A 22,286-nucleotide genomic window follows, 5' to 3' on the forward strand; every position below is an offset into this window, starting at 1 on the left:
TAGAGATGAAAAAGGCGCTTCTGGTGGTCAGCTTTGGCACCAGCTATCACGATACCTGCGAGAAGAACATTGTGGCCTGCGAACGTGCGCTGGCGGCAAGCTGCCCTGACCGCCACCTGTTTCGGGCGTTCACCTCCGGGATGATCATTCGCAAGCTCAAACAGCGCGACGGTATTGATATTGATACGCCGCTGCAGGCGCTGCAAAAGCTCGCGGACCAGGGATATCAGGATGTGGCGATTCAGTCCCTGCACATCATCAACGGCGATGAATATGAAAAAATCGTCCGCGAAGTACAGAGTATGCGTCCGCTGTTTACCCGCCTGACGCTGGGCGTACCGCTGCTGAGCAGCCACGACGATTACGCGCAGCTGATGCGCGCATTGCAACAGCAGATGCCGACGCTCGGGGCGACGGAAAAAGTGGTGTTTATGGGCCACGGCGCCAGCCACCACGCCTTTGCGGCCTATGCCTGCCTTGACCACATGATGATGGCGCAGGGTTTCCCGGCTCGCGTTGGCGCGGTGGAGAGCTACCCGGAAGTCGATATCCTGATTGACAGTCTTCGCAAAGAGGGCGTCACCGCCGTGCATCTGATGCCGCTGATGCTGGTGGCGGGCGATCACGCCATCAACGACATGGCGTCTGATGAAGAGGACTCCTGGAAGACGCTGTTTAACGCGGCCGGGATCCCGGCGACGCCGTGGCTGAGCGGACTGGGGGAAAACCCGGCGGTGCGGGAGATGTTTGTCGCCCATTTACAGCAGGCGCTGGGCGTGGCGATGGAGGAAGCGGCATGAGCGGTAAACTGTATGCCCTGAGCACCGGGCCGGGCGCAGCCGACCTGATTACCGTTCGCGCCTCACGGATCCTCGGATCGCTGGATATCCTCTACGCTCCGGCGGGGCGCAAAGGCGGCGACAGCCTGGCGCTCTCAATCGTCCGGGAGTACGTCGGCGAGCAGACCGAAATCCGCTGCTGCCATTTTCCCATGAGCGCCGACAGCGCTGAAAAAGAGGCGGTATGGGACGACGTGGCCGCCGCGTTGATCGGTGAGGTAAAGGGCGGCAAACGGGTCGGCTTCATCACCCTGGGCGACGCCATGCTGTTCAGCACCTGGGTGTTCTTACTTCAGCGCATCGGTTGTCCGGACTGGCTGGAGATTGTTCCCGGCGTGACCTCGTTCGCCGCCATTGCCGCCCGTTCAAAAACGCCGCTGGCGATGGAGCAGCAGTCGCTGGCGGTGATCTCCTGTACCGCGCCGGAAGCGGAAATTGCGCAGGCGTTAAAGCAGCACGACAGCCTGGTGCTGATGAAGGTTTATGGCCGGTTTGCGCGTATTAAAGCGCTGCTGGGGCAGGCGGGACTGCTGGGCTGCGCGCTGATGATGTCCGAGGCCACGCTCCCCGGCGAGCAGTGCTGGCGGCATCTGAACGAGGTCGAGGACGACCAGCCGTTACCGTATTTTTCGACCATTCTGGTCAACAAACAGTGGGAGTATGCAGAATGAAGCTCGAACAACAGCTTAAACAGCTGTCATTCAGCGGCCTGGCTGCGGCGCTATTGCTGATGGTGGTGCCGGAACAGGCGTTTGCGATGCACATCATGGAGGGTTTTTTACCGCCGATGTGGGCGCTGGCGTGGTGGCTGCTCTTTTTACCGTGTCTGTGGTACGGACTGGTGCGCCTGCGCCGTATTGTGCAGGAGGACAGCCATCAGAAGGTCCTGCTGGCGCTGTGCGGGGCGTTTATTTTTGTGCTGTCGGCGCTGAAGATCCCGTCGGTAACCGGCAGCTGCTCGCATCCCACCGGGGTGGGGCTGGCCGTTATCCTGTTCGGGCCGGGCGTTGTCGCCATTCTTGGCGCCATTGTGCTGCTGTTTCAGGCGCTGCTGCTGGCGCACGGCGGTTTAACCACGCTGGGCGCTAACGGCATGTCGATGGCGGTGATTGGCCCGGTGGTGGGGTATATGGTGTGGAAAATGGCCTGCCGCGCCGGGATCCGTCGCGATGTCGGGGTATTTTTGTGCGCCATGCTGGCGGATCTGGTGACCTACTTTGTGACCTCGGTACAGCTGGGCGTGGCCTTTCCGGACCCGACGGCGGGCGCGACGGGCTCTATCGTGAAGTTTATGGGCATTTTCTGCCTGACGCAGATCCCAATCGCTATCGCCGAGGGGCTGCTGACGGTGATGATTTACGACCAGTTGACCAAACGCCAGCTGATTACCGCACAAGGACACTGAAATGAAAAAGATGCTGATACTGCTGGCGATGGTGATCGCCCTGATGATCCTGCCATTTTTTATCGATCATGGCGGTGAGTTTGGCGGCTCGGATGGCGAAGCCGAAAGCCAGATCCAGGTGGTGGCTCCGCATTACAAACCGTGGTTTACGCCGCTGTACGAACCCGCCAGCGGTGAAATTGAAAGCCTGCTGTTTACCCTACAGGGTTCGCTGGGCGCTGCGGTTATCTTCTACATTCTGGGCTACACCAAAGGCAGACAGCGCCGTGATGACCGGGCTTGACAGGCTTAGCTACCAGAGCCGCTGGTTTCACGTCGCGCCAGAGCGCAAATTTTTGCTCTGGCTGCTGCTGATTATCCTGGCGTTTGTCCTGCCGCCGTCGGGGCAGGCTATCGAACTGGCGCTGATTGCCGCGCTGACCTGCTGGCTGCTGCGCATTACCTTCTGGCGCTGGTGTCGCTGGATGGCGCTGCCGTTCGGCTTTCTGCTGGTCGGCGTGCTGACCATTCTGTTCAGCGTCAGCCGCGACCCGCAGACGCTGGCGGCGGGAGTCCCGATTGGCGGCTACTGGCTGGGGGTTACGTCTTCGGGGCTGGCTACCGCCAATGAAACCTTCTGGCGCAGCCTTGCCGCGCTGGCGTCGACGTTCTGGCTGGTGCTGAATTTGCCGTTTCCGCAGCTGATTGTGCTGCTTAAGCGGGCGCGCGTGCCGCGGCTGCTCACCGAACAGATTCTGCTGACCTGGCGCTTTATTTTTATTCTGTTAGACGAAGCGCTGGCTATTCACCGCGCGCAGACGCTGCGTTTTGGTTATCGTAGCCTGCCGCAGGGCTATCGCTCGCTGGCGATGCTGGTCGGCTTGCTGTTTACCCGGGTGCTGATCCGCTATCAGCAGATGGCCACTGTGCTTGATATCAAACTGTATCAGGGTGATTTTCACCTGTAAGGAATTGCACCATGCTTGCCACCGCCGATCTCTGGTTTCGCTATCAGGATGCGCAGGTACTTAAAGGGCTGACGCTGGATTTTTCGACGCATGCCGTCACCGGGCTGGTAGGGGCGAACGGCTGCGGAAAATCCACGTTGTTTATGAACCTGAGCGGCCTGTTGCGGCCGCAGCAGGGCGCGGTGCTGTGGCAGGGAAAACCGCTGGATTACAGCAAGCGCGGCCTGCTGGCGCTACGTCAACAGGTGGCGACGGTGTTTCAGGACCCCGATCAGCAAATCTTTTACACCGATATCGACAGCGATATCGCCTTTAGCCTGCGCAACCTGGGCGTGGCGGAGGCGGAAATTGCCCGGCGCGTCGACGATGCGCTGACGCTGGTCGACGCGCAGCACTTTCGCCAGCAGCCGATCCAGTGCCTGAGCCATGGGCAGAAAAAGCGGGTGGCTATCGCCGGGGCGCTGGTGCTGCGGGCGAAATATCTGCTGCTCGACGAGCCAACGGCGGGCCTCGATCCTTCCGGACGCGCGCAGATGATCGAGATTATCAGGCGTATTGTGGCGCAGGGAAACCACGTCGCGATCTCCAGCCATGATATCGACCTGATATATGAAGTCAGCGATGCCGTTTACGTTCTGCGTCACGGCGAAGTGCTGGCGCACGGCGCGCCGGGCGACGTCTTCGCCCGTACTGAGCTGATTGAGCAGGCCGGGTTGACGCAGCCCTGGCTGGTTAAACTGCATGCGCAGCTGGGGCTGCCGTTATGCAAAACAGAAGATGAATTTTTCAGCCGTATGCGACAACAAAACGTAATGAAGGAGGCCTCATGACGCAGGCGATTATGTTGCAGGGAACGGCGTCTGACGTCGGTAAAAGCGTGCTGGTGGCGGGGCTGTGCCGTATTTTTTATCAGGATGGCCTGCGGACCGCGCCGTTTAAGTCGCAGAATATGGCGCTCAATTCCGGCATCACGCCCGATGGCAAAGAGATGGGGCGTGCGCAGATTTTTCAGGCACAGGCGGCGGGGATTACGCCGGACGTGCGGATGAACCCGGTGCTGTTGAAACCGACCAGCGATCGCAAGGCGCAGGTGGTGCTGATGGGGCAGATGGCGACCGATATGGACGCCGTCAGCTATCACGAGTACAAACCGCGTCTGCGCGCACAGATTCTGGAGGTCTATACCAGCCTGGCGCAGGAGCACGATGTGCTGGTGCTGGAAGGGGCGGGCAGCCCGGCGGAGATCAATCTGCGCGATCGCGATATCGTCAACATGGGCATGGCCGAAATGGCGCAGTGCCCGGTGATCCTCGTGGCGGATATCGACCGGGGCGGCGTCTTTGCGTCCATCTACGGCACGCTGGCGCTGCTTCGCGACGGTGAACGGGCGCGGGTCAAAGGGGTTATCATCAATAAGTTTCGCGGCGATGTGGCGCTGCTGTATTCCGGCATTGAGCAGATCGAAAACCTGACCGGCGTACCGGTACTGGGGGTCATGCCGTGGCTGGATGTGGATCTCGAAGATGAAGACGGCGTGGCGCTGCAAAAGGGAAAATACCGGCAAACAGCGCAGCGCGAGATCGATATTGCGGTGGTGCAGGTACCGCATATCTCCAACTTCACCGATTTTAACGCTCTGGCGGCGCAGCCGGATGTCCGCGTGCGCTATGTCCGCTATCCGCATGAGCTGGCGCAGGCCGACCTGGTTATCCTGCCGGGCAGTAAAAATACGCTGGGCGACCTGGTCTGGCTGCGGGAAAGCGGCATGGCGCATGCCGTGCTGCAGGCTCATCGGCAGCAGGTGCCTGTCATGGGAATTTGCGGCGGCTATCAGATGCTCGGCGATACCATTATCGATGAGGTGGAGTCGGGGCTGGGGACGATGCCCGGGCTCGGCATGCTCAATACCGTGACCCACTTCGCGCAGCGCAAAACCACGACCCAGGTTTCGGCGCAAATGGCGCTATCGCTGCCCGCGTGGCTGACGCAGGCTTCAGGCGTGAGGGTGCAAGGCTATGAAATTCATATGGGGGAGACGCAGCTGGCCTCCGGCTGTCGCCCGGCGCTGTTCCTGGAGAAAGACGGCGAGCGCGTAGCGGACGGCGCCATTAGCGATGATGGGACGGTGCTAGGGACGTATCTTCACGGCCTGTTCGATAACGATGCTTTCACGCGCGCAATGGTGGACGGTTTGCGCCAGCGCAAAGGATTAGCGCCGCTGGATGTGGCGGTAGACTACGCGGCGTATAAGGCTCAGCAGTTTGATATATTAGCGAGCGCCATGAGAGAGCACATTGATATTCAAAAGATTTATAAAATAATGCAGGAGCATCGGGAGGAAGGCGCATGATTTTAGTCACCGGGGGAGCGCGCAGCGGGAAAAGCGCTCACGTCGAACGGCTGGCGGCTCAGCAGTGTGAACGCGTTCTGTATATTGCGACGTCCGTTATCACGGATGACGAAATGGCGCTGCGTGTCGATAAGCACCGCGCCCAGCGCCCCTCGCACTGGCGAACCTGGGAAGGGTATCGCGGTCTGGGCGACGTGATTCGCCACCAGGTGCAGCCAGGGGAAGGCGTTGTACTGGAGTGCATCACCACGATGCTGTCGAACCTGCTCTATGAGGCCAGCGGCGGCGCTTCGCCGGACACCCTCGATTTCCCGGCGCTCGAGGCGGTGTTGCAGCAGCAGGTGGACGACCTGATTGCGGCATGCCAGCAGTCGGCGGCGCCGGTCTACATTGTGACCAATGAGCTGGGGATGAGCATCACGCCAGAAAATCGGCTGGCGCGTCATTTTGTTGATATTTCCGGGCGGGCGAATCAAAAGCTGGCGCAGGCCGCGCAGGACGTGTGGCTGGTCGTCTCCGGTATTGGAGTAAAAATTAAATGCCGTTAAAAATGTTATGGGCGACGCTGCGGTTCATCACCCGCATTCCGGTACCGGAAAAATGGAGCGATGGCGTTGAGTTTTCGCAGTATGGCCGTGGCGTCCCCTGGTTCCCGATAGTCGGCGTGATAGTCGGCGTACTGGCCGGATTAGGCTATCTGGCGGTGAGCCAGACCGGCGGGGGAATCTATATTGGCGCGGTCGCCTGGGTACTGGCGCTGGTGCTGCTGACCGGCGGCTTTCACCTTGACGGTCTGGCGGATACCTGCGATGGCGTTTTTTCCGCGCGCACCCGCGAACGTATGCTGGAGATTATGCGCGACAGCCGGCTCGGGACATACGGCGGTCTGGCGATTGTCTTTTGTATCCTCATCAAAGTGGCTGCGGTGATCTCCCTGGCGCATCTGCCGGTAAATACCCTGTTTGCGCTGCTGGTGTGCGCCCCTGTCGTCGGGCGTACGGGCATGGTACTGGCCATGTACCGGCAGCGCTATGCGCGCGAAGGGGCGGGAATGGCGAACGCCTATCTCGGGTGCATTAGCGGCAAAGAGGTCGTCGTCACCTTATGCATCGGGATGGCGCTTGTGGTGGGCATGGCGGGGATACGCGGGCTTATCGCCAGTATTATCACCTGGGCCGCCGTCAACGCGGTGAAATCCTTTTTAAGCCGCCGGCTGAAAGGGCTGACCGGGGACACCCTGGGGGCGATGGAAGAGATCGGCGAAATGGTCTTCCTGCTGGCGCTATTGTGGGTCTGATTTATGCGTTTTTTTCTGGTTCGGCACGGTCAGACAACGGCCAACGTCAGCGGCGTATTTTACGGCAGCACCGATTTATCGCTATCGCCACAGGGGATTGGACAAAGCCGGCGCGTCGCCGGGTATCTGTCTGGGGTCTCCTTTGGACGGACGATAGTCAGCCAGCTGCAGCGCTCGCAGCAAACGGCGCGGCTGGTCGTTCCGGCGGGGGCGGAGCTGCATGTTGATTCGCGCCTCAATGAGCTGGATTTTGGCGAATGGGAAATGCGGCATTTCAGCGACATCGAAAAAGAGAGCCCCGCGTCGTGGCAGCGCTGGATGGATGACTGGCAAAACGCCACGCCGGACGGCGGCGAGGCCTTCTCGCACTTTGCCGCGCGCGTCAGGCAGGCTGCGGATGAGACAGGTAAACAGCGGGAGAATACAGACACGCTGATTGTGGCGCATCAGGGCGTGTTGAGCCTGATGCTGGCGACCTGGCTAGGGATGCCCGTGGAGGCGATGTGGCATTTCCCTTTCGGGCACGATGCCTACACGGTCGTTGATAATCAGGCCGGATTTTGGGTGTTGCGCGTATTTAATGGCAGAAGCGTTTGGCAAACTGAAGAGTGAGGATGACGAGGATGGGGACATTGACGGAGCTGGTGACGGCCATCAGACCGCTGGATACGCAAAAAATGCAGGGGGCCTCCCGGCATATTGATGGCCTGGTGAAGCCGACTAACAGCCTTGGGCGGCTGGAAAGTCTGGCAATACAGCTATCGGGGATGTGGGGCATCGACAGGCTCGATAATCTGCAAAAAGAGATTATTGTCATGTGCGCCGACCATGGCGTATTTGATGAAGGCGTGGCGGCGACGCCGAAAGAAGTGACCTGGATTCAGGCCATCAACATGCAAAAAGGGCTGACCGGGGTCTGCGTGCTGGCCCGCAATAGCCAGACCTCGGTGCTGCCTGTCGATATCGGTATTGATGGCGAGCCTATCGACAATATGCTCAGCCTTAAACTCTCCCGGGGGTGCGGTAATATCGCCCAGGGGCCAGCGATGACGCGCCAGGATGCGGAGCGCCTGCTGCTGGCAAGCGCCGGGCTGGTTAAAAAGCGTGCGCAGGAGGGGATCTCCGTATTTGGCGTCGGCGAGCTGGGTATTGCTAATACGACGCCAGCGTCGGCGATAATCAGCGTACTGACCGGCTGCGCCCCGCATGATGTGGTGGGGATCGGCGCGAATTTACCGCAGGACCGCGTACAGCATAAAGAGGCGATCGTCGGTCAGGCGATACGGGTTAACAGACCTGATGCGCGTGACGCCGTCGATGTGCTGGCAAAAGTCGGCGGGTATGACCTGGTGGGCATGACTGGGGTAATACTGGGTGCTGGCGCATGCGGACTGCCTGTGGTGCTGGACGGCTTCCTCTCGTATGCCGCGGCGATCGCCGCCTGCCAGATTGCGCCGGAAGTGAAAAACTACTGCATTCCTTCCCATTTTTCGGCTGAGAAGGGGGCTAAACGGGCGCTGGAGCACCTTGGGCTGGAACCGTTTATCCATCTTGACCTGCGTCTTGGCGAAGGGAGCGGCGCGGCGCTGGCAATGTCGATCGTCAGTGCGGCCTGCGCGATGTATTGCGAAATGGGGCTGCTGTCGCAAAGCGGTATCCGCTTGCCGGTTCCGGCGTGACAGAAAGCAAAAACCCCGCCGAGGCGGGGTTTTTAAATTTGGCTCCTCTGACTGGACTCGAACCAGTGACATACGGATTAACAGTCCGCCGTTCTACCGACTGAACTACAGAGGAATCGTGTGAACGAGGCGAATACTACTGGCCGTCGTTTTTTGTGTCAACACTAAAATTAACTTACTGATTCAACTGGCTGAGATTAGCGCAATGTGTTGTTTTAGTGAACTGTACGCGGATTTCCTTCGTTGCTGTGGGCATTATCACGAATTCGTAATAACGGATCCTGACGGTAGAAATGGCAAAAACGCTGCCACAGCGCCGGGAAACGCGGGGCAAAAAGCTCCGGGGCGCTGAAGAAGTACTCCGACAATACGGCGAAACATTCGGCCGGGTCGGTCGCGGCATAGGCATCAATGCTGGCGGCGCTTTCTCCCACCAGGTCTATCTCGTCCTGAATGTTGTTCATTGCCGCATGGAGGTCGTGTTCCCAGCCAGCGACTTCGCGCAGCGGGATGAGCGGCACGCCGCTGGCGCGATCGCCATTGCGGGTATCAAGCTTATGCGCCACTTCGTGCACGACGAGGTTAAAGCCGGAGGCGTCGAATGAATCCTGGATATCAAGCCAGTTCAGAATGATGGGGCCCTGCTGCCAGCTCTGACCGGACTGAACGACCCGCTGGTTGTGGACAAGACCGATGTCGTCCTGCCATTCGTCGTCGACCACAAAGGGGGCAGGGTAGACCAGCACTTCGTGGAAACCATCAAGCCACTCAAGGCCCAGTTCCAGCACAGGCAGGCAGAACAGCAGGGCAATACGCGCGTGCTGTTCCGGCGTGAGCGTGAGCCCCTGGAGGGGGACAATCCGCTTCTGCTGCAAAAAACGCTCCGCCAGGTGAGTCAGGTTCTCCTGCTCATCAATCGAAAGGTTCGCTAAAACAGGAATCGCAAGTGCCTGTTCCCACTGAATACCGGCTTCGTGGGGCGCATCATGTGTTTTCCAGGGCCATTTAATCATCGCTTTGCTCGCAAACTCGTCACTTGAACACAATTAAAGGGACAGGGTCTGTTAAAATGCCAAAGATCCTGGCATTATGGCAACCACCTCAGCGGAGAGATGCCGGAGCGGCTGAACGGACCGGTCTCGAAAACCGGAGTAGGGGCAACTCTACCGGGGGTTCAAATCCCCCTCTCTCCGCCACTATTCAACCATTTACGTAATCCTCTTTCAACGACCACTATCACACTTGGAATTACCTGGAATATCCATTGGGAATATTTTCAGGGATCGGTGCATCAAGTGTAGGCGTAATTTTAACCTTCCTGGCGTAAACCAGGACTTGTCCTTCTGTCTTGTGTCCGGAGAAAAGTTGCTTGTCGCGACTGGGCGCAGTAGTGCGCCGTGTGCCCTTATGCAAGGGTATACGGCCTATATGCATATTTCTGTCATTCTGCATGTGGCAAATCGTGCGATCATAAATGAATGATAAGACAGTTTAATAATTGACAATGTTCTTAAATCGCAGCACAAATTTCTTAAATCAAAAACAGGCGAGCATCGTAAGTCACGATAAAACAGGCATAAAAAGCAGGGACCGCTAAGAATTTATTCGCCAAGGTAATTAAGATGCGTCATTAGCGTTTGATCCATCCATTTCCCCTCTATTGACTCGTTTTCAGCGCAATGTAAAACTGTACTCAGGAAATAGTTAAAGAGTGCTAATTAAATATCATCGCATCAGCGCAGGTATACGGATAAACCTCGCTAATGCTATGGATATATTTTCATAAATATTCTGACTCCCTTTCTGTCATTGCTTTTTAAAAGGAGTTATCAGGCAATGTGAAACATTTATCTGGCATGCAGGTTTCAGAGCAAATCGTAATAATTTCCAGTGGATAGCTATTTCCCCCGATGACGTTTTCAGGATGCATTGGAATTAACGTCTATGTAACAGTTATTCCATAACAGGAATGCGTGGGAAATAAATAAGGCACTTATTTAACTGCAATTCACATTCCGTTAAAGAATTCTTTCGGATATTTCTTCTGAAGGGACGGGTATTTTTATATTTCAACGTAATAAACCTGCAGCCCATATATACATTTTTATAAAACCGCTGAAACAGATGGGCAGATTTAAATAGTTAACGAGCGTGTAACATGAACAAAATATTCAGAGTTGTCCGTAGCGAAGCCACTGGTGCCTGGGTCGCTGTATCCGAGTTTGCCAGGGCCCGAGGAAAACGAACCGGGCGTCGCGCGCTGGCGGGCTTGTCTGCGGCGGTAGCCATTATCGTGTCGGCAATGATCGGGATAGCGCCGTCGTTCGCCGCGACGGTCGCGATCGATGCGGGAGATACCGCTTATCTGTCGCAGCTCTATGGCGCCGGTTCAGGTCAGGCAAACCGTTTATCTGATCTCATTTTTTATGGCACCAGCACCTCACCGGCAACGCTTATCGTCGACAGCAATACGACTCTGGGTTCCGACAGTTGGCTGTTTAATGCGACCGGCAACGGGGTTAACCTGATTAGCCTGAGTGGAACCCAGCAAGCGGTCATTAAACTGCTGGACGGTATTAATATGACAATAAGCAACTCTGTGGGAGGGGCGGTTTATAGTGCTGCCACTACCTCAGGGATTGTGTACGAGCTCGGCGATGGCAGCCAGCTACGTTTTATCGATAACCATGCCAGTAATGGCTCCCGCAGCCTTATTATCTCCAGTTCGGATGTGGTTTTCCGCGGTGCGAACGGAACCGTCGTATTTGATAACAACAGCGCATACACCTACGATCCCGCTGTTGATACCATTAACGGCGATGTCATATTTGAAGGCAATGCAACGCTGACTAATAACGCCAATCCCGGCATTTCCGGGGGCGTCATTCGGACACGTTACACGGGCGATATCATCTTCAGCGGCACGGACGCCATCGTTATTATCGGTAATAACTACTCAACCAGCTCGGGCGGCGCGCTGTTTTCCGACGGAAATGTGCAGTTTTATGGTAACGCTGATATTTATGGCAACCGGGGCATCAGAGATACTGCGGGCGCCATTGTTGCGCAGACCGGTCTGATAATGGAAACAAACGGCACCGATGGCATAAAAGTGCATGATAACTACTCCAATACCCAGTCTGCGGGCGCCATCTTGATCGGCAACGGGGCGAGCTACACCGGCACAAGCCTGCTGCACGCAAAAAACAGCGATATCCAGTTTTATAATAATTTCACCCAGGTCGGCGCCGGTACGACGCCTAATCTGACCAACGCGGTGGCTAACGCCATCAATATCCGCCAGCCGAACGGCACCCTGAACATCGCCGCTGAAGCGGGACGCCAGGTGCTGTTTCGCGACCCGATCACCAGCTTTAACGCCAACGGCGCAGTCGTGAATGTGGTTGTCGGGATCAACACCACCAACGGCAGCGACAGTACCGACGGGAAAGTCACCTTTACCGGGGAAGATTTCACTGCTGGCTCACTGAGCACACAATCGCGGATTTACGCTAAAACCACCGTTTATGGCGGCGAGATGGAGCTGAAAGACAACGCGCAGTACGGCGTGAACTCCAGTAGCACCAGCTTCACGCTGAAGGACGGCGCAACATTATTATCAACCGGTACGGCGGCGAACGCTGTGAATGTGCTTTCATCCGGCACAATGAATTTCGCTGATGGTTCGCTGATTAAAAGCAGCGGCGACAGCACGCTGCAGCTCAACGCCAGTAACCGACTGATTGGCGCCGCGGCGGGTGATACGGTGACGATTGCAACCGACGGAACCGATCGGCTGACGCTCGGCGGCGTTCTTACGGGGCAGGGAAAACTGGAAAAAACAGGCTCGGGCGTTTTATTGGCGGGTAACGCCTGGCAGTTCCTCAATAGCGGCGGCTTCAATCTGGCCGAAGGGACGCTGAACGCACAAAACATGGCGCAGAGTTTTACCTCGCTGGATGTCCAGCCCGGTGCGCTGTTGACCATGGGCAACAGCGGCGCGGACCTGGCGATCGCCGATCGCGCCATGATTGCCGGGACGCTGGAAAACGTTCAGACGCTGACAAAATCCGGTAGCGGCGACCTGCAGATAGCTAACTCGGTGGGCGCTAACCGCCTGAATATGTCTGGCGGTACGTTGAAAATTGATGCGGATAAAACGCTGACCATTGCCGCTGACGCGAACCTCGGCAACGGCGTGGCCACACAGGTCGATATTGCCAGCGACCCGGCGCTGAGTGCCGATACGCTCCAGCTCGCAGGAAACAATACGCTGGATATTACCGGTTACGCGCCCGTCACGGATGAGAATCAGTATACCCTGATCCACACCCAGAACGGGATCGGCGGCGATTTCCGCTACACCGTCGCCGGACAGGCTTTGCAGGATTACGTCGATATTGACCATTTCCTGATTGGATGGGCGAAGAAAGATAACGACAGCAAAAATGTCATCGCGAAGTTTGATCTGGTCTGGTTAAACACCGAAAACGCCAGTGCGCACGGTACGTTCAACGTCGCGGGCAATAACAGCTTTACCCTCGGCGACGCACTGCAGGACAACACACTCTCCGCCGCATATGGCTTCGGCTGGGACGGAAAAAGCCTCAGTAAAACCGGCGACGGTACGCTGATTTTCTCCGCCATCAATAGCTATACCGGCAGCACCACCGTCAATGCGGGCACGCTGCGGACCGATATCGCCGATACCCTGAACAGCAGCAGCGACATCATCATCAACGATGGCGTGCTCGATCTGAACGGTAACGACCAGCAGGCCAACCGCCTGAGCGGCAGCGGCGGTACGCTCTTGCTGAACGGCGCGACGCTGACCGCCGTTAACGCCACAGACGCTGACAATACGCGCTTTGCAGGCGATATCGCCGACGGCGATGTGGCTGGCGGTCGCTTTATCAAAACCGGTGACGGTAGCCTGACGCTGGCGGGGCAGACCGGCTGGACCGCAGACACAGAGCTGAACGCGGGTGAACTGATCCTTGATGGCGTCAACGGCGGCGCACAGCTGACCAGCAACATCATCGGCAGCAGCGGCAGCCGCTTGAACCTGCAAAACGGCGCACGACTGACCGGGTGGATCGATCCGACCGATGTGGATATCGATACGGCCAGCCGCTGGAACATGACTGCCGATTCGCAGGTCAACAACCTGAGCAGCGCCGGGACCATTGCGATTTCCAGGCCGACGGGCAGTGATTTCAAAACCCTGACCGTTGAGGGCAACTACACCGGCAGCGACGGGCTTATCGCGATGAACACCGCGCTGGGCGGGGATGACTCACCGACGGACAAACTGATCGTCCACGGCAGCACAGCCGGCAACACTCGGGTGAGCGTGACCAATACCGGCGGTACCGGGAAACAGACGGTGAACGGTATCGAAATGATTCAGGTCGAAGGTAGCTCTGCGGGGAACTTTGCCCTGACCACCGGCACCGTGGAAGCTGGCGCCTGGGTCTATACCCTGGCGAAAGGCACCGACGCTGCGGCGAATAACTGGTACCTGACCAGTAAATGGAGCGGGGTGGTTCCGTCGCCGGTCGTTGATCCGACGGCCGCGAATGCGCTGCGCCCGGAAGCCGGCAGCTACATCAGCAATATCGCGGCGGCCAACACGCTGTTTAACACCCGTCTGCACGACCGTCTCGGTGAACCGCAGTACACTGGTGCGCTGAAAGATGAGGGACCGGCCAGCCGTCTGTGGATGCGGCAGGTCGGCGGTCACGAGCGTTCGTCTGCTGGTGACGGTCAACTGAAGACCCAGAGCAACCGCTATGTGCTGCAGCTGGGCGGCGATATCGCGCAGTGGAGCCGCGACGGCCAGGACCGCTGGCATCTGGGCGTGATGGGGGGCTATGCCAGTGAGCGCAGCAACACCCGCAGCGACCGCGCCGGGTACGGCTCTGACGGACGCATCAGCGGCTACAGCGCTGGCCTGTACGGCACCTGGTACCAGAACGAGGCGGATAAAACCGGGGCGTATGTCGACAGCTGGATGCTGTACAACTGGTTCGACAACAGCGTGAGTGCGGATAACCGTGACGGCGACAGCTACCGCTCAAAAGGGCTGACCGCATCGCTGGAGGCCGGTTACACCCTGAAGGCCGGGGAGTTTACCGGCAGCCAGGGGACGCTGAACGCCTGGTATATCCAGCCGCAGGCGCAGGTCACCTGGATGGGCGTGAAGGACGACGCACATACCCGGCATGACGGCACCCGCATCGAAACCCAGGGCGACGGCAACATTCAGACGCGTCTGGGTGTCAGAACCTGGCTGAACAGCCACCACAAGCTGGATGACGGCAAACAGCGCGAATTCCAGCCGTTCGTGGAGGTGAACTGGATCCACAACAGCGAAACCTTTGGCGTGAGGATGGACGGCACCCCGGTCCGCCGCGATGGCGCCCGCAACCTGGCGGAAATTCGCACCGGGGTAGAGGGCAAAGTGAATGACCGGCTGAGCGTGTGGGCTAACGTGGGCGTGCAGATGGGTGATAAAGGTTATAGCGACACCCAGGGGATGCTGGGGGTGAAATACCGCTGGTAACAAACTCCCTGCGACGGTAGCGGGCTCCTGGCGTCGCACGCTGTCAGGAGGGTTGACATTATTCAATATATAATTTTATATAATATAATTTGATATAATATTACCAGGTCTGGCTGCGCTTGCCTGGCCGCTACTGGGGAGGAAGATAGGATGAAAATTGTTATTGTCGGTGGTGTTGCCGGTGGGGCGTCCGCCGCCGCCAGAGCTCGTCGTCTGTCAGAAGATGCCGATATCGTGGTGCTGGAAAGAGGGGAATACGTTTCCTTCGCGAACTGCGGGTTGCCGTATCACATTGGCGGGACCATCCCGTTGCGCCAGTCGCTGATATTGAAAACGCCGCAGGAGTTTAAGGCTCGCTTCAATATTGACGTCCGGGTGCGTCACGAGGTGATGTCGGTTGAGCCGGCGCAAAAAACGGTGACGGTTAAGAACCTCGCTACCGGGGAAATCTATACTGAGACATGGGATCGCCTGCTGTTAAGTACAGGCGCCGCGCCGGTCATCCCGCCGATACCTGGGGTAGCGGAGCCGGGTGTATTTTCCCTTCGCAGCATAAGCGATATGGATGCCATCCTGGCATGGATTGCAGAACGCTCGGTTTCTCACGCTACGCTGGTGGGCGGCGGTTTCATCGGTCTGGAGGTTATGGAAGCTCTGACCGAACGGGGCATTCGCGTGACGCTGCTGGAGATGGGGGAACAGGTCATGGCGCCCGTGGATCCGGAAATGGCATCCGCGCTACATCAGGAAATTCGTGAGCATGGCGTGGATTTACGGCTGAAGACGGCATTAAAGCAGGTATCCAGAACGGCTGACGGCCTGAGCGTTGAGCTTTCGTCCGGCGACGCGCTGCGTACGGATATGGTGCTGATGGCTATTGGCGTTAAACCGGAAAGCCGGCTGGCCGTTGAGGCGGGTATTGTTTCCGGCAAACGGGGCGGGATTCAGGTGAATGCGAATATGCAGACGTCATTCCCGGACATTTATGCTGTTGGCGATGCGGTCGAAACCCCGGATCTCGTCTTCGGCGAACCTGCGCTACTTCCTCTCGCCGGGCCGGCTAACCGCCAGGGGCGTATTGCGGCCGACAACATGCTTGACCGTCACAGCCAGTATCGCGGGAGTCAGGGAACGGCAATCTGCAAAGTCTTTTCCCTGAGCATTGGCAGCTGCGGCGCCAGTGAAAAGCAGCTGAAGGCGCATGGCGCCCGCTACGAGAAGGTGTATGTTCACGGCGCCGATCGCGCCAGCTATTACCCCGGCGCGACGATGATGAGCCTGAAGCTGCTGTTTGACCCGATCTCCGGTGCGATTCTGGGCGCCCAGTGCAGTGGCAAGAACGGCGTCGATAAGCGCATTGATGTGCTGGCGGTCGCGCAGCGCGCCGGGTTAAGCGTTACCGATCTTGAACATCTGGAGCTCACCTATGCGCCGCCGTTCAACAGCGCGAGGGATCTGGTCAATCAGGCCGGAATGGTGGCGAGCAATGTCATCAATGGGGATACGGCCATCTGTCATGCCGGAGAAATAGTGACAATGGATACTGAGCGTCAGTGCCTGGTGGATATCCGCAGCCCTGGGGAGTTGGCCCAGTTTGGCGAATACCCTAATGCGCTGGCCATTCCTGTGGATGAACTCCGGAGCCATCTGGATAGCCTTCCCCGGGACAAAGAGATCCTGATCGGGTGCCAGAGTGGTTTAAGAGGCCATGTCGTATTGCGTATCCTTCAGGCTCACGGTTTCCGCGCCCGTAACCTCAGCGGTGGCTATAAGACCTGGCGGGCCGTTGTGCAGGCCATGAACGTATAACACCGAAGCTGGCCCCATCGCCCGGGGCCAGTAAGGTACTGTATCGCGAAGGCGTCACATGCGTCTGCAACGCCAGCCCTGATATGATCCGCTGAACCTTTTAGCGTATAAATACTATTGTATTGCCGCACGCCGATATGTCCGTTACAGCAGCAAGGGAGTTTCACATCATGAAACAGCTGTGCTCGGTTAACTTTCTGATCTTTATCGTGTCTGTGGCCGCGCTGGTCAGCGGGCTGGGTTTTATGCTTTGGGGGCATCAGGAACTCGCCCACGGGATATGGACAGGCGGAGCCGTTCCCGCGCTTGTTTTTTTAGTGTATGAAACCCTGCGCGCGCTGGCCAGACGCGAGGCGGGGGTGGATATGCTGGCGCTCATATCCATCTGTGGCGCGATTGTGCTGCAGGAGTATCTGACCGGAGTGGTTATCGCCGTGATGCTTGCCAGCGGCAGATCCCTCGAAAGCTTTGCGCAGCGTCGTGCCGGGCGGGAAATGTCGGCGTTACTGGCAAAAGCCCCCAGAACCGCTAACCGATTTGACAATGATGCGGTGGTCCAGGTCCCGCTGGATCAGGTACGGCCTCACGATCGCCTGCTGGTTCGCAGTGGCGAAATCATTCCTGTTGATGGCGATTTAACATCGCGTATCGCCATTCTTGATGAGTCTGCGTTAAGCGGGGAGTCAACGCCGGTTGAGCGCAGAGAAGGTGCCGCCCTGCGCAGCGGCGTGCTTAACGCTGGCGCGCCTTTCGAAATGCGGGCGACCGCCAGCGCGAATGAAAGCACTTTCGCCGGTATTGTCCGGCTGGTTAGTGCGGCGCAAAGCGCGAAAGCCCCTGCCTCACGGCTTGCAGACCGCTACGCGCTGTGGTTTGTTCCCTTATCGTTAGGCATGGCCGGAGTGGCCTGGCTTTTGACCGGCGATCCCGTGCGCGCCCTCGCGGTACTGGTGGTTGCTACGCCTTGTCCGCTGATCCTGTCTGTGCCCATCGCCATTGTCTCCGGTATGTCGATATGCGCGAAACGCGGCGTGCTGATCAAAGGCGGCGGCTATCTTGAGCAGCTTGCACAGACCCGCGTGCTGTTTTTTGACAAGACGGGGACCCTGACCAGCGGGCGGGCTCAGCTGATGTCTGTCAAATCCAGCCGGGGCATTAACCCTAATGTCGTTCTCGGCGTTGCCGCCTCGCTGGACCAGATGTCCGGGCATGTTATTGCCAGCGCGGTGGTGAACGCGGCGCACGAACGCGGTCTTTCGCTGTCGCTTCCGACGGAGGTGAAGGAGCTGGGGGGCGCGGGGCTGATCGGCAACGTGGATGGAAAGCCTGCGGTCATCGGCTCTTATGAATTTGTAACTTCTCTCATCCCTTCCCCCGACTGGGCTCAGGCTTTCCTGCATGACGTTGCCGAGGAAGGGGGCGTCGCCGTGTTTGTCGCGATAGAGGGCGCGGTGGCTGGCGCGCTGCATTTGGCCGATCAGATCCGGATGGAAACGCCTCGCGCATTGCGATTACTGCGCAGAGCCGGGATCCAGCACATCATTATGCTGACTGGCGATAATCAGCAAATCGCTGAAACTATCGGCGCGGTTGTCGGCGTTGACGAGGTGCTGGCTGAGCAAACGCCGGCGGGAAAACAGGCGGCGATTGAAGCCGGACGCAGGCGGGGCATCACGATGATGGTGGGGGATGGCGTAAATGATGCGCCAGCGCTTGCGGCGGCGGATGTGGGGGTGGCGATGGGCGCGCGTGGCGCCGCGGCATCGTCTGAAGCCGCCGATGTCGTACTCCTCGTGGACAGGCTGGACCGTCTGGCGGAGGCGCTCCATACGGCGCACATGACGCGGGCGATTGCGCTACAAAGCGTAATTGCCGGAATGGGTCTGTCCGTCGTGGCAATGCTCATTGCCGCCTGGGGATATCTCCCACCGCTCTACGGCGCATTTCTGCAGGAGGTCATCGATGTTGCGGTTATCCTCAATGCGCTGCGCGCCTTGCGGATTGTGCCGCTGCGCGTCAGTCAGCACAGCCTGTCAGCCGTCGAGCTGCAGGCGCTCAGGGCCGATCACCTTGCGCTCGCCCCCATTCTCGATCGGCTGACGAGCGTCACGAGAGAGCTTAATACCATCGCGCCCGCTCAGATAAGACAAGCGGTCGTGGAGCTGGACTTGCTGCTGCAGGAGAAGCTGTTTCCTCATGAGCGGGCCGATGATACGGATGTCTACCCTGTCCTGGCGAACCTCCTGGGAGGAGACGATCCCATGGCCGCAATGAGCCGGACGCACCGGGAGATTTTTGAGCTGGGGCGCAGGCTCAGGCGGATTGTCGCCACAATACCTGTCGACGGCATTCCTGAAAGTGAAACAGTGGCCGAACTGCAGCGCATTCTGTACGGTCTGGAAGCAATCCTGCGGCTGCATTTTGCTCAGGAAGAGGAAATTTATCAGAATCTGGAGTAAGCGGCGGGGAATGAAAAGGCCCGCACGAGGCGGGCCCAAAAGAGAACCGCGGGCTTAGAACTGATAAACCATACCAATGCCGACGACATCATCGGTAGAGATGCCGTTAGCTTCGTAGAAGTTTGCGTCGTTATCCAGCAGGTTGATTTTGTAATCCACGTAGGTGGAGAAATTCTTGTTGAAGTAGTAGTAGGCGCCAACATCAATGTAGTTCACCAGGTCCTGATCGGTCAGGTAGGAACCCTTGCTGTTGTAGTGCACGCCCACGTCAACGCCTTTAGAATAGACCCACGCCAGAGACGGACGCAGGCCGAAGTCGAACTGATACTGCGCTACGGCTTCGAAGTTCTGCGTTTTGTTGGCGATACCGCCGTCGCCGAACGGGGTCATATTGCGGGTTTCCGCATACATCATCGCCAGATAGACGTTGTTGGCGTCATATTTTGCGCCGAGCGTCCAGACATCCGCTTTATCGCCGCCGGCCCTTACGGTACCGTTTTTACCGTTGCCATAGGTATTGATTACGCCGCGGGTAAGCACCTGATCGTTGGTACGATCGGAGGACGCATAAGCGGCACCGACGCTGAAGCCCTGCATGGCGGGAACGGCGCTGCTGAAGTCAAACGTGGTGGACATGCTGAAGCCGTCGCCGTTCTGGAAGCGAACGCTGTCATGACCGTTCTTGGTGCCTTCCTGGTTGTTTGAACCGCTTTCGTTCGCCCCCTGGTATTGCAGCGCGAAGTTCCAGCCGTCAACCAAGCCGAAGAAATCGCTGTTGCGGTATGTGGCGACGCCGTTGGTACGGCCCACCATAAAGTTATCGGTCCAGGTGTAGGAGTCGCCGCCGAACACCGGCAGCATATCGGTCCAGCCTTCAATGTCGTACACCGTACCGTAGTTACGTCCGTAATCGAAGGAGCCATAGTTGGCATACTTCAGGCCGGCAAATGCCAGGCGGTTGAAGGACTTATCGCCAGCGCCTTCGGTATCGTTAGCGTAGGTTTTGTATTCCCACTGGCCGTAGCCGGTCAGATCGCTGGTGATCTGTGTTTCGCCTTTGAAGCCGATCTGCACATAGGTTTCGTCGCCGTCATCGCCAGGGTGATCGGAGAAGGTATGACGGGCATCGATCTTACCGTAAAGGTCAACTTTATTCCCATCTTTATTATAGATTTCTGCCGCATTTGCCGCGCCCGCGATCAGTAATGCAGGCACAATAATTGCCAGTACTTTTCTTTTCATTATATATTCCCTTTGTATAATGGATACTGTGAATATTTGTAATTCCACCCGAATTACCATTTGAATACTAGCGGTGAAGTTCATTTTAATTCAAGGAATAAATGTAAATAAATTATTTAAAATATTTCTAATTATTTCATTTCTAGCTATATATATTTCTTTTTTATTGAATAAGCTTACTCATTCATTATGTTGATTTACATCGATTTTTATGCGTTATTGTTGATGTTTTAGTGTTTGTTTGGTGAATAGTAGATGCTATCTCAATGGATCAGGAAGTATTGGCGGTTGAGGATTATGAATGCAAAAAAAAACCTGGCAAATGCCAGGTGAAAAATATCTTTGGAAGAAACGAGTGAAATATAAAATAACAGAAGGTTTATTCGCCGAAAATACTGGCATGGCGCCGCGTTGAAATAAAGTGCGGATAAATACTTTTGCCAAAATAATCGGCGAGGCCTGACGACTGGCGCGCCGCTTTTCCATCGGCAGCCTGCTGTCACTTCAGATGGTGCTGGCGAAACCTCGGGAATTGTGGGTAAAGAGGGATCTGTAGCGGAAGGCTTTTTCAGTTTGCCTCATGGCGATATAATGTGATGATTATCACATTTATTGGTGCCGAGAGAGGCACGGCCTTAGGACAACGTTAAAAAAGGGAGCCGTATGATGGAGAAGAGAGCAGTACGCAGCCCGGGTGGCAAGCTGGCCCTGTGGGTTTTTTATGCGTTTTGCGGGTATTTCGCGTGGGCGATGCTGCGCTACGTCTGGGTCGTGAGCCAGATAGCGGCGGTACCCGGCGCGGCCATCGACGGCTCGCTCAGTTCGACGGCAGGAAAGTGGCTGGGGGCGCTGGCCGGGTTTCTGGTGCTGGGCGTGGTGGGGCTGATTCTGGGCGGCATCGCGTGGTACACACGTCCGCGCTCCTCAGAGTCATCATGAGCATGACATAAAAATGGGGTATGCTGCAGGGCCGAGGAAGAAACGAAAGGCGTCGGCATGATACTGGATAACTGGCAGCAACGTTTTGAGCAGTGGATGCAGCAACATCACGCCAGTGATGATGCGGCACATGATATTTCTCACTTTCGCCGCGTGTGGGCGACCGCCCGCCAGCTGGCGCAGGGGAGCGAGGCCGACCAACAGGTTATCCTTACCGCCTGTTATTTTCATGACATTGTCAGTCTGGCGAAGAACCACCCTCAGCGGCATCTCTCCTCCCGGATGGCGGCGGAGAAAACGCTGACTATCCTGCGGGACGATTTCCCGGATTTTCCTGCGCAGGCGTATCCGGCGGTGGCGCACGCCATTGAGGCGCACAGCTTCAGCGCCAGGATCCCGGCAGAGAGCCTCGAAGCCAAAATCGTGCAGGATGCCGATCGCCTTGAAGCGCTCGGCGCGATTGGTCTGGCGCGTGTATTTGCCGTGGCCGGTGCGCTGAACGTCGCGCTATTCGACAGCGACGATCCCTTCGCCGATCGCCGGGCGCTGGATGATAAACGCTACGCCCTCGATCACTTCCAGAGCAAACTGCTGCGCCTGCCGCACACCATGCAAACGGAGAAGGGCAGAGCGCTGGCGGAGCATAATGCGCGCTATCTGGTGGACTTTATGGCGAAAATCGCCGCAGAGCTTAAGGGCGAGCCGATGCGGCTCGACGAGGCGGTGATCCGCCGTTTTTATCCCTGATGTGAGCG

Annotated in this window: 17 protein-coding genes, 2 tRNA genes and 2 pseudogenes; 17 read left to right on the forward strand and 4 right to left on the reverse strand. The window is 57.4% G+C overall.

Features of this window, described 5'->3' with window-relative positions; genetic code table 11:
- Positions 1 to 5 precede the first annotated feature (5 nt).
- Genes cbiK through cobT form a run of 11 tightly spaced genes read left to right on the forward strand, consistent with a single transcriptional unit; the run spans position 6 to position 8,517 of the window.
- A complete protein-coding gene (gene cbiK, locus ENTCL_RS08835) occupies positions 6 to 800 on the forward strand; it encodes a sirohydrochlorin cobaltochelatase (protein ID WP_013365770.1) in 795 nt (264 codons plus the stop codon).
- The gene (locus ENTCL_RS08840; protein WP_013365771.1) at positions 797 to 1,510 is read left to right on the forward strand and encodes a cobalt-factor II C(20)-methyltransferase; all 714 of its coding nucleotides are present in this window, start codon (positions 797 to 799) and stop codon (positions 1,508 to 1,510) included. The genes cbiK and ENTCL_RS08840 overlap by 4 nt, the downstream gene beginning before the upstream one ends.
- Positions 1,507 to 2,244, forward strand: coding sequence for a cobalt ECF transporter S component CbiM (cbiM, locus tag ENTCL_RS08845; RefSeq protein WP_013365772.1), 738 nt, complete (start codon positions 1,507 to 1,509; stop codon positions 2,242 to 2,244). Before ENTCL_RS08840 ends, cbiM begins: the two co-directional genes overlap by 4 nt.
- Before the next feature lies 1 nt (position 2,245).
- Positions 2,246 to 2,527: an energy-coupling factor ABC transporter substrate-binding protein gene (locus tag ENTCL_RS08850; protein ID WP_013365773.1), complete on the forward strand. Its 282-nt coding sequence runs from the start codon at positions 2,246 to 2,248 to the stop codon at positions 2,525 to 2,527.
- Positions 2,514 to 3,191 carry an energy-coupling factor ABC transporter transmembrane protein gene (locus ENTCL_RS08855; protein ID WP_013365774.1) on the forward strand — a complete coding sequence of 226 codons (678 nt, stop codon included), beginning with the start codon at positions 2,514 to 2,516 and terminating at the stop codon, positions 3,189 to 3,191. The genes ENTCL_RS08850 and ENTCL_RS08855 overlap by 14 nt, the downstream gene beginning before the upstream one ends.
- An 11-nt stretch (positions 3,192 to 3,202) precedes the next feature.
- Complete coding sequence (locus ENTCL_RS08860; RefSeq protein ID WP_013365775.1) at positions 3,203 to 4,021, forward strand: energy-coupling factor ABC transporter ATP-binding protein; 819 nt, start codon at positions 3,203 to 3,205, stop codon at positions 4,019 to 4,021.
- Positions 4,018 to 5,541 (forward strand): cobyric acid synthase, encoded by a 1,524-nt coding sequence (locus tag ENTCL_RS08865; protein ID WP_013365776.1) that lies wholly within the window; start codon positions 4,018 to 4,020, stop codon positions 5,539 to 5,541. Before ENTCL_RS08860 ends, ENTCL_RS08865 begins: the two co-directional genes overlap by 4 nt.
- A complete protein-coding gene (cobU, locus tag ENTCL_RS08870; RefSeq protein ID WP_013365777.1) occupies positions 5,538 to 6,089 on the forward strand; it encodes a bifunctional adenosylcobinamide kinase/adenosylcobinamide-phosphate guanylyltransferase in 552 nt (183 codons plus the stop codon). The genes ENTCL_RS08865 and cobU overlap by 4 nt, the downstream gene beginning before the upstream one ends.
- Complete coding sequence (gene cobS / locus ENTCL_RS08875) at positions 6,080 to 6,838, forward strand: adenosylcobinamide-GDP ribazoletransferase (protein ID WP_013365778.1); 759 nt, start codon at positions 6,080 to 6,082, stop codon at positions 6,836 to 6,838. The genes cobU and cobS overlap by 10 nt, the downstream gene beginning before the upstream one ends.
- Before the next feature lie 3 nt (positions 6,839 to 6,841).
- A complete protein-coding gene (gene cobC, locus ENTCL_RS08880; RefSeq protein WP_013365779.1) occupies positions 6,842 to 7,450 on the forward strand; it encodes an alpha-ribazole phosphatase in 609 nt (202 codons plus the stop codon).
- An 11-nt stretch (positions 7,451 to 7,461) separates the two neighbouring features.
- The gene (gene cobT, locus ENTCL_RS08885; RefSeq protein WP_013365780.1) at positions 7,462 to 8,517 is read left to right on the forward strand and encodes a nicotinate-nucleotide--dimethylbenzimidazole phosphoribosyltransferase; all 1,056 of its coding nucleotides are present in this window, start codon (positions 7,462 to 7,464) and stop codon (positions 8,515 to 8,517) included.
- Between the two features lie 39 nt (positions 8,518 to 8,556).
- On the opposite strand, the gene ENTCL_RS08890 is transcribed toward cobT, so the two are convergent.
- Both ENTCL_RS08890 and mtfA read right to left on the reverse strand, forming a co-directional pair.
- Positions 8,557 to 8,632, reverse strand: a tRNA-Asn gene (locus ENTCL_RS08890).
- 100 nt (positions 8,633 to 8,732) lie between these two features.
- Positions 8,733 to 9,530, reverse strand: coding sequence for a DgsA anti-repressor MtfA (gene mtfA / locus ENTCL_RS08895; protein WP_013365781.1), 798 nt, complete (start codon positions 9,528 to 9,530; stop codon positions 8,733 to 8,735).
- A 93-nt stretch (positions 9,531 to 9,623) separates the two neighbouring features.
- Here mtfA and ENTCL_RS08900 point away from each other — a divergent pair.
- Positions 9,624 to 9,713: transfer RNA gene (locus tag ENTCL_RS08900), tRNA-Ser, on the forward strand.
- Between the two features lie 52 nt (positions 9,714 to 9,765).
- Here the strand turns inward: ENTCL_RS08900 and ENTCL_RS22875 are convergent.
- Positions 9,766 to 9,900 (reverse strand): annotated as a pseudogene (locus ENTCL_RS22875) (tyrosine-type recombinase/integrase); the annotation flags it as partial.
- Positions 9,901 to 10,687: 787 nt separating this feature from the next.
- Between ENTCL_RS22875 and ENTCL_RS22880 the strand changes: the two are divergent.
- From ENTCL_RS22880 to ENTCL_RS08915, 3 genes and pseudogenes are all read left to right on the forward strand, one after another.
- Positions 10,688 to 15,082 (forward strand): annotated as a pseudogene (locus ENTCL_RS22880) (autotransporter outer membrane beta-barrel domain-containing protein); the annotation flags it as partial.
- Positions 15,083 to 15,232: 150 nt separating this feature from the next.
- Positions 15,233 to 16,891 carry an FAD-dependent oxidoreductase gene (locus ENTCL_RS08910; RefSeq protein WP_013365783.1) on the forward strand — a complete coding sequence of 553 codons (1,659 nt, stop codon included), beginning with the start codon at positions 15,233 to 15,235 and terminating at the stop codon, positions 16,889 to 16,891.
- 170 nt (positions 16,892 to 17,061) lie between these two features.
- Positions 17,062 to 19,350 (forward strand): heavy metal translocating P-type ATPase, encoded by a 2,289-nt coding sequence (locus ENTCL_RS08915; protein ID WP_013365784.1) that lies wholly within the window; start codon positions 17,062 to 17,064, stop codon positions 19,348 to 19,350.
- A gap of 54 nt (positions 19,351 to 19,404) precedes the next feature.
- Here the strand turns inward: ENTCL_RS08915 and ompC are convergent, their stop codons facing one another.
- Positions 19,405 to 20,592, reverse strand: coding sequence for a porin OmpC (gene ompC, locus ENTCL_RS08920; protein WP_013365785.1), 1,188 nt, complete (start codon positions 20,590 to 20,592; stop codon positions 19,405 to 19,407).
- 666 nt (positions 20,593 to 21,258) lie between these two features.
- Between ompC and drpB the strand changes: the two genes are divergently transcribed.
- Positions 21,259 to 21,531: a cell division protein DrpB gene (gene drpB, locus ENTCL_RS08925; RefSeq protein WP_013365786.1), complete on the forward strand. Its 273-nt coding sequence runs from the start codon at positions 21,259 to 21,261 to the stop codon at positions 21,529 to 21,531.
- Between the two features lie 57 nt (positions 21,532 to 21,588).
- Positions 21,589 to 22,278 carry a phosphohydrolase gene (locus tag ENTCL_RS08930; RefSeq protein ID WP_013365787.1) on the forward strand — a complete coding sequence of 230 codons (690 nt, stop codon included), beginning with the start codon at positions 21,589 to 21,591 and terminating at the stop codon, positions 22,276 to 22,278.
- The last annotated feature ends 8 nt before the right edge of the window (positions 22,279 to 22,286 follow it).

Source organism: [Enterobacter] lignolyticus SCF1 (assembly GCF_000164865.1).
GTDB classification, from domain to species: domain Bacteria; phylum Pseudomonadota; class Gammaproteobacteria; order Enterobacterales; family Enterobacteriaceae; genus Enterobacter_B; species Enterobacter_B lignolyticus.